Source organism: Marinobacterium sp. xm-d-564 (assembly GCF_013283345.1).
Lineage (GTDB): Bacteria > Pseudomonadota > Gammaproteobacteria > Pseudomonadales > Balneatricaceae > Marinobacterium_E.
On the sequence record NZ_WBYO01000003.1, the window covers coordinates 78,138 to 93,390 of the forward strand.

The 15,253-nt window shown below is 50.1% G+C and carries 15 protein-coding genes; 6 read left to right on the forward strand and 9 right to left on the reverse strand.

The window, feature by feature from the left end:
• Nucleotides 1–4: 4 nt before the first annotated feature.
• The 4 genes from XMD564_RS04415 to purT all read right to left on the reverse strand — a co-directional run bounded on the left by XMD564_RS04415 (nucleotide 5) and on the right by purT (nucleotide 4,392).
• Nucleotides 5–277 carry a hypothetical protein gene (locus tag XMD564_RS04415; RefSeq protein ID WP_173481896.1) on the reverse strand — a complete coding sequence of 91 codons (273 nt, stop codon included), beginning with the start codon at nucleotides 275–277 and terminating at the stop codon, nucleotides 5–7.
• The gene (locus tag XMD564_RS04420) at nucleotides 277–1,209 is read right to left on the reverse strand and encodes an SPFH domain-containing protein (protein ID WP_173481897.1); all 933 of its coding nucleotides are present in this window, start codon (nucleotides 1,207–1,209) and stop codon (nucleotides 277–279) included. The genes XMD564_RS04415 and XMD564_RS04420 overlap by 1 nt, the downstream gene beginning before the upstream one ends.
• A gap of 191 nt (nucleotides 1,210–1,400) precedes the next feature.
• Nucleotides 1,401–3,203 (reverse strand): ABC transporter ATP-binding protein/permease, encoded by a 1,803-nt coding sequence (locus tag XMD564_RS04425; protein ID WP_254445583.1) that lies wholly within the window; start codon nucleotides 3,201–3,203, stop codon nucleotides 1,401–1,403.
• Nucleotides 3,204–3,216: 13 nt separating this feature from the next.
• Nucleotides 3,217–4,392 (reverse strand): formate-dependent phosphoribosylglycinamide formyltransferase, encoded by a 1,176-nt coding sequence (gene purT / locus XMD564_RS04430; protein WP_173507883.1) that lies wholly within the window; start codon nucleotides 4,390–4,392, stop codon nucleotides 3,217–3,219.
• Between the two features lie 126 nt (nucleotides 4,393–4,518).
• On the opposite strand from purT, the gene XMD564_RS04435 reads away from it, so the two are divergent.
• Entirely contained in the window at nucleotides 4,519–5,367 is an 849-nt protein-coding gene (locus XMD564_RS04435; RefSeq protein ID WP_173507884.1) for a WYL domain-containing protein, read from the forward strand.
• On the opposite strand, the gene XMD564_RS04440 is transcribed toward XMD564_RS04435, so the two are convergent.
• Together XMD564_RS04440 and XMD564_RS04445 are read right to left on the reverse strand one after the other, a co-directional pair.
• On the reverse strand, nucleotides 5,364–6,206 hold the full coding sequence (locus XMD564_RS04440; protein WP_173507885.1) for a fumarylacetoacetate hydrolase family protein: 843 nt from the start codon (nucleotides 6,204–6,206) through the stop codon (nucleotides 5,364–5,366). The two genes, XMD564_RS04435 and XMD564_RS04440, sit on opposite strands and share 4 nt — an antisense overlap.
• A gap of 150 nt (nucleotides 6,207–6,356) precedes the next feature.
• The gene (locus XMD564_RS04445) at nucleotides 6,357–6,749 is read right to left on the reverse strand and encodes a hypothetical protein (RefSeq protein WP_173507886.1); all 393 of its coding nucleotides are present in this window, start codon (nucleotides 6,747–6,749) and stop codon (nucleotides 6,357–6,359) included.
• A gap of 143 nt (nucleotides 6,750–6,892) precedes the next feature.
• Here XMD564_RS04445 and XMD564_RS04450 point away from each other — a divergent pair, with 143 nt between their 5' ends.
• Together XMD564_RS04450 and XMD564_RS04455 are read left to right on the forward strand one after the other, a co-directional pair.
• Nucleotides 6,893–7,597 (forward strand): response regulator transcription factor, encoded by a 705-nt coding sequence (locus tag XMD564_RS04450; protein WP_173484163.1) that lies wholly within the window; start codon nucleotides 6,893–6,895, stop codon nucleotides 7,595–7,597.
• Nucleotides 7,597–8,853, forward strand: a complete 1,257-nt coding sequence (locus tag XMD564_RS04455; protein WP_173488774.1) for a HAMP domain-containing sensor histidine kinase — start codon at nucleotides 7,597–7,599, stop codon at nucleotides 8,851–8,853. Before XMD564_RS04450 ends, XMD564_RS04455 begins: the two co-directional genes overlap by 1 nt.
• 32 nt (nucleotides 8,854–8,885) lie before the next feature.
• On the opposite strand, the gene glnK (XMD564_RS04460) is transcribed toward XMD564_RS04455, so the two are convergent.
• The 3 genes from glnK (XMD564_RS04460) to glnK (XMD564_RS04470) form a co-directional block, all read right to left on the reverse strand.
• Nucleotides 8,886–9,224: a P-II family nitrogen regulator gene (gene glnK, locus XMD564_RS04460; protein WP_173481903.1), complete on the reverse strand. Its 339-nt coding sequence runs from the start codon at nucleotides 9,222–9,224 to the stop codon at nucleotides 8,886–8,888.
• 200 nt (nucleotides 9,225–9,424) lie between these two features.
• The gene (locus XMD564_RS04465) at nucleotides 9,425–10,675 is read right to left on the reverse strand and encodes an ammonium transporter (RefSeq protein WP_173481904.1); all 1,251 of its coding nucleotides are present in this window, start codon (nucleotides 10,673–10,675) and stop codon (nucleotides 9,425–9,427) included.
• A gap of 35 nt (nucleotides 10,676–10,710) precedes the next feature.
• On the reverse strand, nucleotides 10,711–11,049 hold the full coding sequence (gene glnK, locus XMD564_RS04470) for a P-II family nitrogen regulator (protein WP_173481905.1): 339 nt from the start codon (nucleotides 11,047–11,049) through the stop codon (nucleotides 10,711–10,713).
• Between the two features lie 293 nt (nucleotides 11,050–11,342).
• Between glnK (XMD564_RS04470) and XMD564_RS04475 the strand changes: the two genes are divergently transcribed.
• The 3 genes from XMD564_RS04475 to rep all read left to right on the forward strand — a co-directional run bounded on the left by XMD564_RS04475 (nucleotide 11,343) and on the right by rep (nucleotide 15,215).
• On the forward strand, nucleotides 11,343–11,591 hold the full coding sequence (locus XMD564_RS04475) for an accessory factor UbiK family protein (RefSeq protein ID WP_173481906.1): 249 nt from the start codon (nucleotides 11,343–11,345) through the stop codon (nucleotides 11,589–11,591).
• 39 nt (nucleotides 11,592–11,630) lie between these two features.
• Nucleotides 11,631–13,124 (forward strand): YifB family Mg chelatase-like AAA ATPase, encoded by a 1,494-nt coding sequence (locus XMD564_RS04480; RefSeq protein WP_173507887.1) that lies wholly within the window; start codon nucleotides 11,631–11,633, stop codon nucleotides 13,122–13,124.
• A 75-nt stretch (nucleotides 13,125–13,199) separates the two neighbouring features.
• Nucleotides 13,200–15,215 (forward strand): DNA helicase Rep, encoded by a 2,016-nt coding sequence (gene rep, locus XMD564_RS04485; RefSeq protein ID WP_173507888.1) that lies wholly within the window; start codon nucleotides 13,200–13,202, stop codon nucleotides 15,213–15,215.
• The last annotated feature ends 38 nt before the right edge of the window (nucleotides 15,216–15,253 follow it).

A 15,253-nucleotide genomic window follows, 5' to 3' on the forward strand; every position in this document is an offset into this window, starting at 1 on the left:
TAGATCAGTACTGGTTGATATCCTGATCACTCTTTTTATTGAACAGTGCGCGCAGAGCAATCAGCGTGATCACTGAGATAATACCGACGATCAGTAGCTCATCGATTACGCCAGAATCCAATAGGGTCGGGATCAGATTCAACTTAATCAATAGGCCCGTTAGGATTGACCCGATACCGAAGCTGATAGAGATGTAAGCGAGGTTCAACACCATCTCAATGATGATGAGCCCCAATCCAAGAATCAGCCAGCCGTTTCCGTTTGTAAAAAAATCCATCATTTACTCTTTAATCCGTCGCCAACGGTCTGTGCTAATAGCTCTAATGAGCCAATTGCTTTAGTGATGTCTGTCGGCATGATCACTGTTTTGCTGTTATCAGCTGCTGCAACCTCAGACAGTGCTGCAACCTGTTTCTGTAGAATATCGAAGTTGATCGCCGATTGCCCGCCGTTATTAATAGCATCGGCTATCATGCGCGTCTGCTCGGCGGTCGCTTCGGCTTTCACTTTTATCGCATAGGCATCTGCATCGGCCGCGACTCTTACCGCTTCAGCTTGCTTTTGTGCTTCGTAGAGTTGTGCCTCTGCATTCAGCTCCACAGAGCGTTTTTGGCCTTCTGCCTGCGCAACCTGTGCCCGACGCTGACGTTCTGCATTGAGTTGCTGACGTTGCGCCTCTTTGGTCTGCTCATCCACTTGAACATCGGTGATCTCAGTACGAGTAATCTCAATTCCCCAGACTTCAGCTGCTTTTTGCAGATTGGTCAGGATCTCTTCGTTCATCTGAGCGCGTGATGATTGCAGCTCATCAAGGTCCAGCTTGCCCGCTGCAGAGCGAACAATCGACTCGGCTGTCGTCTGAATGGCTTGATCGATGTTCTGAATACGGTAGACCGAGCGGGCCGCATCGGTAATACGGTAGAAGTTGGTCGCCTCTAGGATCACTTCAACGTTATCTTTGGTAATGACGCTGATCTCAAAGGCCGGTAGCTGGCGTTCAAGTATAGAGATGCGGTGACGCACTTGGTCGATCATAGGGACAATAAAGTTGATCCCTGCGTTCAGGGTTTTGGAGAACTTACCAAAACGTTCAACGACAAATACCTGTGACTGTGGAACAACCTTAACGGCAGACCAGGCGAGTACGAGGAAGAAGATTGCAAAAGCTAAGGTGACGATCATGCCGCCACTAAGGAATTCACCGTTCATTGATCACTCCAAATTGATACTGTTTTACTTAGCATAGTACATAGATTCAGATTAATCTTTGATGGAAAGCTTTAAGATTCGTTTTGGTGCCTGAGTGCATTTATCGCGGCCTTTTTAAGACCGCTCCAACAGAGCGCCAATAGTTCTCCAACACTGGGTTGGAGCCTTATCGAAGATGAGGCGATTGCTCTCTATTGTTGCTGTAGAGACCACATACCAGCATAAACGCCCTGTTGGGCAAGGAGTTCTGTGTGAGTACCCTGTTCCACCACTTCGCCTTTGCGCATCACTAGGATGTTATCGGCATCGATAATCGTCGACAGACGGTGCGCGATCACCAAACTCGTATGGTTTTTCGAGAGTGATGCAAAGGCGTGAAGGATCGCCTGCTCATTGTCGCTATCCAACGCTGAGGTCGCTTCATCAAAGAGCAAAATGGGTGGGCGTTTCAGAATCACGCGGGCAATCGCAATGCGTTGTTTTTCACCGCCAGAGACTTTTAGGCCACGTTCGCCAACCAGGGTATCCACCCCCTCAGGGAGTGCTGCAATGAAGTCGTTGAGGTTGGCCAGTTCAATCGCTTTGAGCACCTCTTCTCTGCTTGAACCTGGGCGTCCATAAGCCACGTTGTTGTAGATCGTATCGTTAAACAGGACGGTATCCTGCGGAACCACACCAATCGCTTGTCGTAATGAGTGCTGAGTCACTTGGTCGATCGGCTGGCCATCAATGCTGATCTGCCCCGACTGAACATCATAGAATCGAAACAGCAGTCGCGCTAAGGTCGATTTGCCCGATCCACTTGGCCCGACGATGGCGACCTTTTTGCCTGCTTCTATTTTGAAGCTGACACTCTTCAAAATTTGACGGTCGGGGTGGTAAGCAAAATTGACGGAGTCAAAGCAAATGGCGCCCCCTTGAGTTCTCAAGTCGGTTGCATCGGGGCGGTCGACAATCTTAGGCTGCTTCTTCAACAACCCAAACATATTCTCAATGTCGGTCAGGGCTTTGCGCACTTCACGGTAGACCATGCCAAGGAAATTAAGCGGCATGAATAGCTGTAAGATGTAGGCATTAATCATGACTAACGAACCCAGGGTCATGGCTCCGCTCGCGACATCCTCTGCGGCCAGCCAGAGCATTAAGATGATCCCTAGCGAGATGATGAATGCCTGACCGCTGTTCAGAATCATCAACGTCATGCGCGTTTTTAAACGAGCCGTTTCCCAGCTGGCTAGGTTTTTATCGTACTGGCTAGCCTCATACTCCTCATTGCCAAAGTATTTCACGGTCTCATAGTTGAGCAGGCTATCAATGGCTCGTGTATTGGCTTGAGAGTCGAGTTGATTGGTTTCGCGCACGTAGCGGTTGCGCCATTCGGTAGTGAGTATGGTGAAGTAGATGTAGATGCCGACGCAGACCACAACCACCAATGCGTACCAGACACTGAAGTTGAACAGCAAAATGGCCGCAACGAGGCTGATCTCAATCAGCGTTGGTACGATGTTAAAGACCATCATCCGCATCAAAAAGCTGAAGCCATTACTGCCACGGTCAATGTCGCGAGAGATACCACCGGTCTGCCGAGAGAGATGGAAATCCAACTCTAATGAATGGAGGTGGCGAAAGACTTTGAGCACCATTCGTCGCATCGCTCTCTCTGTGACTCGGCTAAACACCGCATCGCGAGCTTCTGCAAAGAAGACCGAGCCAAAGCGGAGCATCCCATAAGCTACGACCATCGCAATGGGTACTGTAATCAATGGATTCAGAGAAGCATCTAGACCATCAACGATCTGTTTCAAAGCCAGCGGCATGGCAACCACGGCAAGCTTGGCGGAGATCAACAAGATAAATGCGACCGCCATGCGACGGCGATACTCCCATAAGTAAGGCCAGATCATTTTAATGACCGACCAAGCCTCGCTCATGCCGACAGTGTTGCTGCTATTGGAGTCGCTCTTGTAGTGCCGGCCGCCGCCGTGTCGTGACATATTGAGTCTCTGATCAGTAGTTGATGCTAACTTTGCCAGCGGCAGTTACCGCCTTCTCGATAGCCGCTTCAACACTGTCAGCCTGACAGAGGGCCACGCCTAAACGGCGACTTCCAGCGATTTCGGGTTTTCCGAATAGACGCAGTTGAGTGTCGTGATCACTTAGAGCCTCTTTAACCCCGTCAAACTGAATATTCGTAGAGTGCCCATCACCCAAAATGACCGCCGATGCCGACGCGCCAAGCTGGCGAATGTTACCGATAGGGAAGCCAAGAATCGCACGGGCATGCAACGCAAATTCAGAGAGGTTTTGGGAAACCAGAGTGACCAATCCCGTATCGTGTGGTCGGGGTGACACTTCGCTGAAGTAGACCTCATCGCCTTTGATAAACAGCTCGACACCGTAAATGCCAAAACCCGCTAGGTTCTCGACCACTTTGCGAGCAGTCTCCTGTGAGCGTTGTAGAGCAAGCTCCGACATCGCTTGTGGCTGCCAAGATTCGCGATAGTCACCTCCCTCCTGACGGTGACCAATCGGTGCACAGAAGTGGATGCCATCAACGGCATTAACCGTCAACAGTGTGATCTCGTAATCAAAATCGACAAACCCTTCAACGATGACACGGCCTTTCCCGGCACGGCCTCCCTCTTGAGCATATTGCCAGGCCGGTGCCACATCCGCTTCAGAACGAACCAACGACTGCCCTTTGCCGGATGAGCTCATGATCGGTTTCACGACACAGGGAATACCAATCTCTTTGATAGCCTCTTGATAGTCAGCCTCAGTATCTGCGAAGCGATAAGCTGAAGTCGGTACTCCTAGTGTTTCAGCCGCTAGGCGACGAATACCTTCACGATCCATTGTCAGACGCGCGGCACGTGCGGTAGGGACTACTTTGAATCCTTCGCTCTCAAGTTCTAGAAGTGTCTCGGTTGCTAAGGCTTCAATCTCAGGCACTATATAGTCCGGTTTTTCGCTCTGAACAACGGCACGCAGTGCATCACCATCTAGCATATTGATGACATGGCTTCGGTGAGCGACATGCATAGCAGGTGCGTTGGCGTAACGATCGACGGCAATCACCTCTAAACCCAAGCGCTGAAGTTCGATGACAACCTCTTTACCGAGTTCACCAGAACCCAACATCATGACGCGTGTTGCGCTGTTACAAAGAGCGGTACCTAACATTTTTGACTCCTAAAATTTTTACTCCATATTACCATGCTAACAGGAGATCTGAGAGGCTATTAGAATATCCCCAACTTTGATTCTGAATGCGCTAGACTTTACCTAAAATGGGATGGAATAGATAAGATGGCAGTCACAATTAACGAGACATCTTGGCCGCAGCTGCAGCGCTTAAGGTTTATTGAGCGTCAGCTGTTGTGGGAGCGTGAAGTCACCGCGCCTATGTTGGTTGGGGCCTTTGGTATTGCTCGCCCAGAGGCGCAAGAGGCGATTAATACCTACTGTGAGTTCGCGCCTGAAAATGTTCGCCCTTATTCGCCATCTGATCGCAGTTACAAACCCACACAAGGGTTTAAACCTAAGCTGATTCCAGATTCGGCTGACTCGTTGATCACCATCTCCCGCCTATCGACTCCGGCGAACCCCGACTTCTTCTCTGTACCCGTATTGAATCGATCGACTGCGCCCGGCGCGTTAGCCACTATTTTGGCAGGCATTGAGAATCGAAGCCGTATAGAGGCGGTCTATGTTTCGATGCAGAATCCAGAGGGTTCACTTCGATCGATTACACCCTGTGCCATCATCAGTGCCAGCAATCGATTGCATGTACGTGCCTATTGTTGGGAGCGACAAGCTTATCGTGACTTTGTGTTAAGTCGCTTCCGCGGTGCTCTGACTCTTAAAGAGGGTGGAGATGAGCTGCCGGTCGACAATGCGTGGAATGAATCACTCTCTGTTCGACTGGTCGTTAATGACGCGCTTACAGCGGCACAACAACGACTGGTCATCGATGATTTTGACCTGGAGCAGCTTGAAGCGTTTGAGATTCGTAAAGCGCTGATCGGTTACTTTTTGCAGGCGAATCTACTACCCACCAGTGAGTCAGAGCTTAATGAGGCCAAAACTCACCCTGAGCGCTTCCCCGTGTTAGCGGTTAGTAACTCAGGTGAGTCGGTCATTAGTTACGCGTTTTAAGCATCGATGCAGAGCTGGTGCTGCTCACCGAGCCCTTCGATGCCAATTCGCACCCTATCACCAGCCATAAGATACTTTTGGGGTGATTGACCCATACCGACACCAGGGGGAGTCCCCGTCATAATGACGTCGCCAGCTTCTAAGGTCATAAATTGGCTCAAATAGGCGACGATCGTTTTGACATCAAACACCATCGTATTGGTATTTCCGTCTTGGAAACGCTCACCGTTAATCTCTGTAAACATCCTTAGATTTTGCGGATCAACGATTTCATCTTTGGTCACTAAGTAGGGCCCGATAGGAGCAAAGCTGTCATGGGATTTCCCTTTGTCCCAGCTGCCTAAACGCTCAAGTTGAAAAGCTCGTTCGGATAGGTCGTTGGCAAGACAAAAGCCAGCAATATGATCCATCGATTGATCTTCTGAAATGTATTTTGTTTTTTTGCCAATGACGATGGCCAGCTCGACTTCCCAGTCTGTTTTATCGGCACCACGTGGAATTTGTATAGGGTCATTTGGGCCTGAAATCGCGCTGGTGGCTTTCATAAAGAGAACGGGTTCTGAAGGAAGCTCCATACCCGCTTCTGCAGCATGATCTGAGTAGTTCAAACCGATACAGACTACTTTGCCAACCTGACCAATACAGGGACCGACTCTTTCTGATGAGTCGATTATGGGAAGTGAATCGAGATCTACCGCTCTTAATCTCTCGAGCGCTTGATCAGATAATAGATCGCCGTTGATATCTGGAACAACAGAGGAGAGGTCTCGTATCTGTTGATCCTTATCCAGAATGGCAGGTCTCTCTTGTCCTATTGCGCCGACACGTAACAATTTCATTAGGAGCTCCTTATTGTTTAGGTCTAATTAACTATGAGGACTGAGTCAGGTCAAGAGAAACAAAAAAGGGAGCCGAAGCTCCCCACACTGCAACAGGTTCTAACCTATTGTTGGTTTCAAAAACTCATTCAGAGCCTGCAGTGGTGTCTCTTAGTGTTTGCCGCCTTTACCACCTTTGCCATGGCCGCCTTTGCCCTCACCAGAGTGCATGTTTTCGAACTTAGCGATCTGTTCTGCGGTCAGCAGCGATTTTATATCTTTGTGCATCTGGTCACGCATGCCATCACGCGCATTGGCTTTCATGTTTTCACGCTGCTCTGCCGTTAGGGTCGCTTGCATCTGTTCACGATCCGCATCACGTTTTGTGAACATAGCCAAAAGCTGTGATTGTTGATCGGCGGATAGATCTAGACGCTGAGTCAGTTTCTCTACGCGATCTTCAGCGCTTTTTGGGCCACCTTTACCGTCTGCGTGGGCGATACCGGCTAGCGCACCAAAAGTCATTGTGACAGCTGTAATTGAAGCGATGATTGTCTTTTTCATGTGAACTCTCCGTTCGTTGTTCGTTTCGATGTATCCATTATTGATGATGGCAATGCTAAGTTGGGTTGCGAGTTCGTAAAGTTGCGTAAAGTTTTGGGAGTTTGACGCAGCCAAGCGTAAACTGGGCCCAAATAGGAGTGAATATGAGCACACAAATACTGTTAGTTGATGACGATCTTGATCTGACGGACATGCTGGGTGAATACCTTGAGAATGAGGGGTTCTCAGTGACTCAAGCAGGGTCAGCAGAGCAGGCTATGGAGCTGTTTGATGCGGGTCGTCAGTTTGATCTCTGTGTGTTCGATATCATGATGCCTGGCCTATCTGGACTTGAGTTGCTGCAGCAGGTTCGTCCTAAGGTCTCTACACCTGTCATCATGTTGACCGGTAAAGGGGATGATATTGATCGCATCCTGGGACTAGAGATGGGGGCTGATGACTACCTGTCTAAACCGGCCAACCCGCGCGAGCTGCTGGCGCGTATTCGTGCCGTGTTACGCAGGTCTGTTCCCGTTAAAGAGGAGACTAACAAACAGACGCTTTCGGTTGGGGCAGTGAATCTTACCCCAGCTCGTCGAGTGGCTTGTGTTGATGAGATAGAGTTACAGCTAACCGCAGCTGAATTTAATGTGCTGGCTTTGTTGATGGAGCGTGCTGGGCAGGTCGCGTCAAAAGAGTGGCTGACCGAACAGGTACTGCACCGCAAATTAACGGCTTACGATCGATCGATCGATGTCCACGTCAGCCGTGTTAGACAGAAGCTTGAGCAGGCAAAGCCTGGCTTAGCCGAGATGATTAAAACAGTCCGTGGTGAAGGCTACCAGATGGTCGTTGGGGTGGAGGGTTAATGCGCTGGTATCAACATCTATTCTGGCGCATCTTCGGCGCCGTCTGGCTGGTCAGCACGCTTGGTATTCTTATCAGCTTGACCCTGTTCATCTCTGTCACTGATACTCCCGATCGCACCGAGAGCCAAAAGCAGAAAGCGACCATCATCGCAGAGCAGTTAATCTCCGATTATCAGTATGGGATGCAACGTAAAGAGCAGCGCCGACGTCTACCGCTTTGGATCTATGAGAAGCGATCCAATCAACTGATCTACTCGTCAGGTAGACGGTCACAACCCAAGGATGCAATGGTGACAGAGATCATCGCTGCTGATGGCACCCCATACCTCGTCTACTTCCCACCCGAACGAAATGAAGAGCTGTTTGAACGGATGTGGGGGTTCTTACTCTCCTTCCAAGTTTTGTGGGTCATTGCGGTCTCCTTTGGCAGCAGCCTTCTGGTCACGTGGTTAGTCGTCAGACCGATTAACGACTTGAAGGGGTTTGTTCGCCGCCTTCATCAACAGGGTAATTTAAGCAGTCGAGCAGAGGGTAAGCTCGTCAAGCGTGGCGATGAGCTCGGCCAGCTGGCTCGTGAGTTTAACCAGATGGTTGATTACGTTGAGCAGACGCTCGATAGCCAACGGCACCTTCTGCAGGATGTCTCGCATGAGTTACGAGCACCTTTAGCCCGTCTTCAGGCGGCCGCTGGTTTGGCAGAGCAGAAGTGGGGTGAGGATGATCGTACCCTGCAACGCATCAATAAAGAGTGCGTGAAATTAGATGGTTTGATCTCTGAAATACTGACACTGGCTCGCGCTAGAGATGCCGAAGCAACTGCACCAATTCTGGATGTGGCACTGCTGTGTCGGGATCTGGTTCAGGACGCTCGTGTCAGCGGTCCAGAGCATCAATTCGACCTGTCGCTTGCCGTCGCCGATGGAGCAACCATTCGAAGTGAGCCACTGAGTCGAGTCGTCAGCAATCTGTTGAATAACGCCATCAATCATACGCCAGAGGGTACGTTGATTAAGGTATCTGTCGCGACTGATAACGGCAGGCTAACGATTCGAGTGGTTGATAATGGGCCCGGATTACCAGAGTCGATTTTAGATTCGATTGGGCAGCCATTTAGACGTGGAGCTAACTCAGGTGGTTACGGTTTGGGTTTGAGTATCGTGACTCGAGCGACTGAACGCGTCGGTGGAGAGGTTCAGTTCAAAAACCTCTCGCCAACGGGGCTTCAAGTAGATATAAAAATGCCGCTAGCGAAATGATCGGTAGCGGCATTTTTGAAAAATATCGAAGCTTATAGCGCTTCTGAACCGGTCTCGCCAGTACGAATACGTACCACCTGCTCAACAGGCATAACGAAGATCTTACCATCACCGATCTTACCAGTATTGGCAGTCGAGCTGATCGCTTCAATGACTTGATCTAGCATGTCGTCGTCGATAGCGACTTCAATTTTTACCTTAGGAAGGAAGTCCACTACGTACTCTGCACCACGGTAAAGTTCTGTGTGACCTTTCTGGCGACCGAAGCCTTTAACTTCAGTCACAGTAACACCTTGGATACCAATGTCAGACAGTGCTTCGCGCACATCATCCAGTTTGAACGGTTTGATAACTGCCGATACCAGTTTCATAGTTTCTCCTTGTTGGATTGCGCAGGAGGCCTGTCCCAATCCGCTGTAAATTTTCATCCATTATGTACATGGATGGTTGAACCTTCAAGTTTCCTGATCAACCTGTTTGTCCAGAAACAAAAAAAACCCTACCTGGGGGTAGGGCTGAGAAGAGGGGTGTATCGCTACACCCCGGGTTTCAACAGAAACTGAGTTTCATTTTACTTACGTGAAGTGACGAACTCTGGGTACGCTTCCATACCACATTCAGAGATATCGACACCTTCGTACTCTTCCTCTTCAGTCACTCGGATGCCCATCACAGCTTTGATGATGCCCCAAACCACTAGGCTGACAACGAATACCCATACGAAGATTGTTAGGGCGCCGATGATCTGGCCAGAGAAAGTAGAACCGTCGTTTGTTACTGGTACTAGTAGTAGACCAAGAAGACCTACAACACCGTGTACAGAGATCGCACCGACAGGATCGTCAATTTTTAGTTTATCCAGCGTTAGGATAGAGAAGACAACCAGAACACCACCGATCGCACCGAAGATGTGAGCTTGTAGTGCAGAAGGGGTTGAAGGCTCTGCTGTGATCGCTACTAGACCTGCTAGTGCACCGTTAAGTGCCATTGTAAGGTCCGCTTTGCCGAACAGTAGACGCGCTGTGATTAGTGCTGCTACTACACCGCCAGCCGCAGCTGCGTTAGTGTTCATGAAGACAACGGCAACTGCGTTTGAGTTCTCAACGTCAGACGTTGCTAGAACCGAACCACCGTTGAAGCCGAACCAACCCATCCAAAGGATGAATGTGCCCAGTGTTGCCATTGGTAGGTTAGCACCAGGGATCGCATTGATCTCACCGTTCTTACCGTATTTGCCTTTACGTGCGCCAAGCATTAGGACACCTGCTAGTGCTGCTGCAGCACCTGCCATGTGGACGATACCTGAACCCGCGAAGTCAGAGAAACCAAGATCACCTAGAGTGTACATGCCGAATACAGCGTTGCCGCCCCAAGTCCAAGAACCTTCCATTGGGTAGATGAAGCCTGTCATCACAACCGCGAACGCTAGGAACGCCCATAGTTTCATACGTTCAGCCACTGCACCCGATACGATAGACATTGCTGTTGCAACGAATACCACCTGGAAGAAGAAGTCAGCTGATGGCGCGTAGGTCCACTCATCGGCAACACCGTCACCCGTGATGCTAGATAGGAAGTAGTCACCGCCGTACATGATCGCGTAACCGCAAACGAAGTACATGATGCAAGAGATCGCGAATAGCGCGATGTTCTTAGTTAGAATTTCAGTGGTGTTCTTAGAACGAACAAGACCTGCTTCTAGCATTGAGAAGCCTGCCGCCATCCACATAACCAGCGCACCACACACCAAGAAGTAGAAGGTATCGAGTGCGTACTTCAGCTGGGTAACATCACCAGCTGTTGTATTCAAAAGTTCTTCCATTGTTATGCCCTCCAATAAGGCCAAAAATCAAAACGTTATAGAGCTTCGTCGCCGGTCTCACCGGTACGGATGCGAACCACTTGTTCAAGCGCTGAAACAAAAATCTTACCGTCGCCAATTTTGCCGGTTTGCGCAGCATTGGTGATCGCTTCGATAACCTGATCTACGATCTCATCAGAGACAGCAGCGTCTAGGCGAACTTTAGGTAGGAAGTCCACAACATACTCTGCACCACGGTAGAGTTCGGTGTGGCCTTTTTGACGGCCAAAGCCTTTAACTTCAGTCACGGTGATACCTTGTACACCGATCTCTGATAGCGCTTCGCGCACGTCGTCAAGCTTGAATGGCTTAATTACGGCTGACACTAGTTTCATCAGATTTCTCCTTAATGTGAAAAGGGAGGATTAATTTTTTCCTGTGAACTCTATTTGCGAAACTTGTGCCAACTTTTAAAAATAACTTATAAAACATTGACTTATAAATTTTTCATGGGTCTCTTTACCGTTTTATCAACCTTTATAGTGCACGCCAGTATGCACCACAAAAGTGCATGCACTACTTTGGTGCGCCATATTGAGGCTAAAATAGTGATCATAGACGCTTGTCTTAAAAGGGTTCTGGTATAGTGCATCTATTGAGACGCATATCGATGTTAAAGGGGGCTGAGATGCTTGATCCTAAGATGTTTGAAAACCTAAGTCAGACGATGACCCAATTCCTTCAGGGTAACTCATCACTTCCAGGTCAGGAGGCGATGCAGCAGCAAATTAAAACTGTACTTCAATCAAGTTTTGCTAAACTGGATTTAGTCACTCGGGAGGAGTTTGACGCTCAGGCCGCTGTACTTCAGCGAACTCGAGAAAAATTAGAGCAGTTGGAAGCGATGGTTGCGGAGTTGGAGTCAAAAGAGTCCTAAATCAACGCTAGGCCAACTGCAGGACCCAAGGATGGCGTCATGGCATTGGCAACTCTATATAGCCGAGCTCAGCTCGGTATCGAGGCACCTCGCGTTCGCGTTGAGGTGCACCTTTCAGGAGGCTTACCCTCCTTTGCAATTGTGGGTTTGGCAGAAACCGCGGTGCGTGAAAGCCGCGAGCGTGTGCGCAGTGCACTGTTAAACGCCGGCTTTGAATACCCGCAACGACGAATCACCGTTAATTTATCACCGGCCGATCTCCCTAAAGAGGGCGGACGTTATGACCTAGCCATTGCGTTGGGCATTCTGTTGGCATCCAATCAGCTCAAAACAACTCACTTGCAACAGGCAGAGCTCTACTCAGAATTGGGCTTGGATGGCAAACTGCACCCTATTAGAGGTCTGTTCCCGGCCGCCTATGCCTGTGCTGAAGCGGGCGCGCTGATAATTATAGCACCCGACAATAGTCAAGAAGCCTCACTTGCGGGAGCTAAGCAGCAACTCTCAGCTAAGACGCTGTACGATCTATGTCAGGCGTTGAGTGCTGAAAAGCTACCTGAAATTGACCCTCAACCCCCAGTTCATCATCCGCCGAGTTACCCCGTAGATCTTTCAGAAGTTCGGGGACAACCGATGGCCCGTCGTGCCTTGGAAGTGGCCGCCAGTGGAATGCATAACCTGCTTTTGAGCGGCCCTCCGGGCAGTGGTAAAAGTATGTTGGCTCAAGCACTGCCATCGATCCTACCGCCACTTTCACAATCCAGTTGTATCGAAACGGCCAGTATCTATTCGGTCTCGGGTTTGCCGGTCGAGCGGTTGTTTCGGGGTGAACGGCCCTATAGAGCACCGCACCACAGTGCATCATCACGGGCGATGGTGGGGGGTGGATCTTCCCCTAGGCCGGGTGAGATCTCATTGGCGCATCAAGGGGTTCTATTTCTGGATGAGCTGCCAGAATTTCCCCGCTCTGTGCTGGAAGTTCTGCGAGAGCCCCTTGAAACCGGTGAGGTCAGTATTTCTAGAGTGGCGGGCACACTGACCTACCCTGCGCGATTCTCTTTGATGGCGGCGATGAATCCTTGCCCCTGCGGTTACTACGCTGATGGGACCGAGCGATGTCAGTGTTCGCAGGCTGCGATCGATCGATACCAGGGTCGAGTCTCTGGCCCATTGTTGGATCGATTTGATATGCGGTTGGCTTTGAGTGCGGTGCCCACAGAGGAGCTATTACTGGGCGAATCGCATGAGGAATGCTCTGATAGAGTCCGCAAGCGAGTTAGTCAGTGTCAGCAGCGCCAGTATGATCGGCAGGGCAAGCTCAACTCTGAGTTAACAGGCAGTGAAGTCCAAAAAGAGCTGAATGCTTCAGAGACATTATCAAAAGAGTTTATGGTGATAGCGACACGCTTACAGCTCTCCGCTAGGGCTTGTCACAGAGCGCTTCGCGTTGCTCGCACACTGGCGGATATGAATGCAGATCAGGCGATCGCAAACAGCCACATTATGGAGGCGCTCAGCTATCGACAGCTTTAACTGATGAGCAGATCTTGGGCTTGCTGATGTCAGGGTGTACACTGTGCGCCCTAATATCGAGTCTGCTCATCAAACATGTCACGTCTTAACCCCCGTCAGAAAGAAGCCGTCGAATACATCAGTGGTCCACTGCTGGTATTGGCTGGCGCTGGCTCAGGGAAAACCAGTGTCATCACGCGTAAAATTGCCTACCTCATTGAAGAGTGCGGCATTGAGGCGCGCCACATTGCGGCGGTCACCTTTACCAACAAAGCCTCGCGTGAGATGAAAGAGCGCGTCATGTCGCTGGTGGAGGGCAAGGCGGCACGCGGTTTGATTGTCTCAACCTTCCACAACCTTGGTCTAACCATCTTGCGCCGTGAGCATAAAGCGCTCGGAATGAAGCCAGGCTTTTCGTTGTTTGATGACCAAGACAGTCGCATCTTAATTCGAGATCTTCTAGTCCATCACGATGAGGACACGGATAAGATCAATGTCGTTCAGAGCCAAATCTCCTCTTGGAAGAATGAGATGATCACGCCTCAACAGGCTCTGGAGACTGTCTCAGAGCCGATCGACATTCTCTGCGCCAGAGCCTATGAGGCATATGAGCGCCACCTTCGTGCCTATAACGCGGTCGATTTTGATGATCTTATTTTGGTGCCTGTGCGGCTGTTTGATCAAAAGCCAGAGGTGTTAGAGCGTTGGCAAAACCGCATTCGCTACTTGTTAGTCGATGAGTACCAAGACACCAACTTGTCACAGTACCGTCTAGTTCGACAGCTGGTGGGGCATCGTACAGGTTTAACCGTCGTAGGTGATGATGATCAGTCGATCTACGCATGGCGTGGTGCTCGTCCAGAGAATCTGGCCCAACTGCAGCACGACTTTCCAAGTTTAAAACTAGTAAAGCTAGAGCAGAACTATCGCTCTACAAGCCGCATACTCAAGGCGGCTAACACCTTGATTGCGAACAACCCCCACGTGTTTGATAAGACGCTGTGGAGCGAAATGGGCATGGGTGATCCGCTGCGTCTGATACACCTACCCAGTGAAGATGCGGAGTGTGAGCGCATCGCGACCGAGATTCTGGAACGACACCTGCGAGAGCGCGCACCCTTTAAAGATTTTGCTGTGCTCTATCGTGGCAATCACCAAGCCAGGTTGCTCGAGATTAAAATGCAGAACTTTAAGGTGCCTTATAAGCTCAGCGGCGGCACCTCGTTCTTTGCTCGCGCCGAGATCAAAGATTTGATGGCCTACTTCAAAGTATTGATTAATCGCGATGACGATAACGCCTTTCTTCGCATCATCAACTTGCCGCGTCGAGAGATCGGGCCCACCACGTTGCAGCAGCTAGGTGAGTATGCGACCGAGCGACATATTAGTATGTTTGCAGCGGTTGATGAGTTGGGTATTGAACAGGTTATGAAGCCCAACGCGCTGGCTAGGCTGCGTGCCTTTACTGAGATGATAGAGCGTTTGCACTCGCTCTGTTTGGGGTCAGATCCCATTGGCGCAATTCGTGAACTGATCGCCGAAATTGGCTACGAAGAGTGGATTACTGCTAACGCATCTAGCGATATTGTCGCGGAAAAGCGTATTCAGAATGTCTGGTTCCTAGTCGACTCCCTTCGAGCCTCATTGGAGCGTATCCAAGAAGATGATCCAGATGCGGTTATTGAAGAGGCGATTGCGCGACTTGTGCTGCTCGACTTGCTCGAGCGCCAAGAGGAGGAGGATGACTCCGATCGGGTGCAGTTAATGACGCTGCACGCCTCGAAAGGATTGGAGTTCCCCCATGTCTATCTAATGGGCATGGAGGAGGATCTGTTACCGCACCGAAATAGCATCGAGTCGGATACCATCGAAGAGGAGCGACGTCTCGCTTATGTGGGCATTACACGAGCGCAGCGTACCTTAGCGATGACCTTAGCGAAGAAGCGTAAGCAGTTTGGAGAGTGGCAGAGTTGTGAACCGAGTCGATTCTTAGACGAACTGCCTGACGAGGACATTGAGCGTGAAGGGCATGGCGAAGTCGATCCAGAACGAAACCGAGTCAGAGGCAAACAGACCTTGGCTGGATTAAAAAATCTATTGGATGATTTCTGATAGTACAAATTAAAACAGCGCCTATTGGCGCTGTTTTT

Bases quoted from the DNA above. Each gene is read 5' to 3' on its own strand.
- XMD564_RS04415 (WP_173481896.1), bottom strand. From the start codon at position 277: ATGGATTTTTTTACAAACGGAAACGGCTGGCTGATTCTTGGATTGGGG.
- XMD564_RS04420 (WP_173481897.1), bottom strand. From the start codon at position 1,209: ATGAACGGTGAATTCCTTAGTGGCGGCATGATCGTCACCTTAGCTTTT.
- XMD564_RS04425 (WP_254445583.1), bottom strand. From the start codon at position 3,203: ATGTCACGACACGGCGGCGGCCGGCACTACAAGAGCGACTCCAATAGC.
- purT (WP_173507883.1), bottom strand. From the start codon at position 4,392: ATGTTAGGTACCGCTCTTTGTAACAGCGCAACACGCGTCATGATGTTG.
- XMD564_RS04435 (WP_173507884.1), top strand. From the start codon at position 4,519: ATGGCAGTCACAATTAACGAGACATCTTGGCCGCAGCTGCAGCGCTTA.
- XMD564_RS04440 (WP_173507885.1), bottom strand. From the start codon at position 6,206: ATGAAATTGTTACGTGTCGGCGCAATAGGACAAGAGAGACCTGCCATT.
- XMD564_RS04445 (WP_173507886.1), bottom strand. From the start codon at position 6,749: ATGAAAAAGACAATCATCGCTTCAATTACAGCTGTCACAATGACTTTT.
- XMD564_RS04450 (WP_173484163.1), top strand. From the start codon at position 6,893: ATGAGCACACAAATACTGTTAGTTGATGACGATCTTGATCTGACGGAC.
- XMD564_RS04455 (WP_173488774.1), top strand. From the start codon at position 7,597: ATGCGCTGGTATCAACATCTATTCTGGCGCATCTTCGGCGCCGTCTGG.
- glnK (WP_173481903.1), bottom strand. From the start codon at position 9,224: ATGAAACTGGTATCGGCAGTTATCAAACCGTTCAAACTGGATGATGTG.
- XMD564_RS04465 (WP_173481904.1), bottom strand. From the start codon at position 10,675: ATGGAAGAACTTTTGAATACAACAGCTGGTGATGTTACCCAGCTGAAG.
- glnK (WP_173481905.1), bottom strand. From the start codon at position 11,049: ATGAAACTAGTGTCAGCCGTAATTAAGCCATTCAAGCTTGACGACGTG.
- XMD564_RS04475 (WP_173481906.1), top strand. From the start codon at position 11,343: ATGCTTGATCCTAAGATGTTTGAAAACCTAAGTCAGACGATGACCCAA.
- XMD564_RS04480 (WP_173507887.1), top strand. From the start codon at position 11,631: ATGGCATTGGCAACTCTATATAGCCGAGCTCAGCTCGGTATCGAGGCA.
- rep (WP_173507888.1), top strand. From the start codon at position 13,200: ATGTCACGTCTTAACCCCCGTCAGAAAGAAGCCGTCGAATACATCAGT.